The sequence below is a fragment of the Enterobacter cloacae complex sp. IR5403 genome (assembly GCF_049238705.1).
GTDB lineage: Bacteria > Pseudomonadota > Gammaproteobacteria > Enterobacterales > Enterobacteriaceae > Enterobacter > Enterobacter hormaechei_C.
Genome location: NZ_JBMKHP010000037.1, coordinates 1 through 1208 on the forward strand (window position 1 = coordinate 1; position 1208 = coordinate 1208).

Sequence of the window (1208 nt, forward strand, 5' to 3'; positions counted from 1 at the left end):
CCAGTATCGGTTTTCTGATTCGTTTGGCGTTAACCCACCATTATATTCGTGCGGTCTTAGTGCGCTGTAATATCCAACGATATAGTCCGTTATTGCGTGAGCTGCATCGCTGAAGCTTACATAGCCCGTCGCCGGCACCCATTCGTTCTTCAGACTCCTGAAGAAGCGCTCCATTGGGCTGTTATCCCAGCAGTTTCCACGCCGACTCATACTCTGCCTGATCCGGTATCGCCACAGTAACTGCCGGAACTGCCTGCTCGTATAATGGCTGCCTTGATCGCTGTGGAACATCACCCCGACGGGCTTACCACGGGTTTCCCATGCCATTTCCAGTGCTTTCATGGTGAGCCTGCTGTCCGGCGAGAACGACATGGCCCAGCCCACTGGCTTTCTTGCGAACAGGTCGAGAACAACGGCGAGGTACGCCCAGCGCTTACCCGTCCAGATATAGGTCACATCACCGCACCACACCTGATTTGGTTCCGTTACGGCGAACTGTCGCTCAAGATGATTCGGGATAGCAACGTGCTCATGACCGCCACGCTTATACCGGTGAGTCGGCTGCTGGCAACTGACCAGCCCCAGCTCTTTCATGAGTCTGCCAGCAAGCCAGCGCCCCATTTGGTAACCTCTCTGGGTTGCCATTGTGGCGATGCTTCTTGCTCCGGCAGAGCCGTGGCTGATGCCATGCAGTTCAAGTACCTGACTGCGTAATACAGCCCGTCTGCCGTCTGGCTTTTCAGGACGGTTTTTCCAGTATTTGTAGCTGCTGCGATGAACCCCGAACACATGGCAGAGAGTGGCCACAGGATAACGCGCCCTGAGTTTCCCGATTATCGAGAACTGTTCAGGGAGTCTGACATCAAGAGCGCGGTAGCCTTTTTTAATATTTCATTTTCCATTTCAATACGTTGTAGCTTTTTCCTGAGCTCACGGATTTCAATTTGTTCCGGGGTAATGGGGGAGGCTTTTGGTGTTTTGCCCTGCCGTTCATCACGTAATTGTTTCACCCATCGCGTCATTGTGGAAAGGCCGACATCCATAGCGCTGGCTGCATCTGCCACGGTGTAGTTCTGGTCAACGACCAGTTGAGCGGATTCGCGTTTAAACTCTGCGCTGAAATTTCTTTTTTTCATTATGACACCTGTGTTGTTCTGAGGTGAGCATATCACCTCTGTTCAGGTGGCCAAATTCAGTAAACCACTTCA

1 protein-coding gene is annotated in these 1208 nt (G+C 52.3%); it reads right to left on the minus strand.

The annotated features are described in order from the left end of the window. Positions 1-1136, minus strand: a protein-coding gene (locus tag ACOTW6_RS21860; RefSeq protein ID WP_421766305.1) for an IS3-like element ISEc52 family transposase whose coding sequence is annotated in 2 segments (ribosomal slippage) — positions 1-887 and positions 887-1136 — 1137 coding nt annotated over the 2 segments. Because the reading frame shifts where the segments join, the coding sequence is not laid out codon by codon here. This gene is flagged as partial in the annotation. Between the last annotated feature and the right edge of the window lie 72 nt (positions 1137-1208).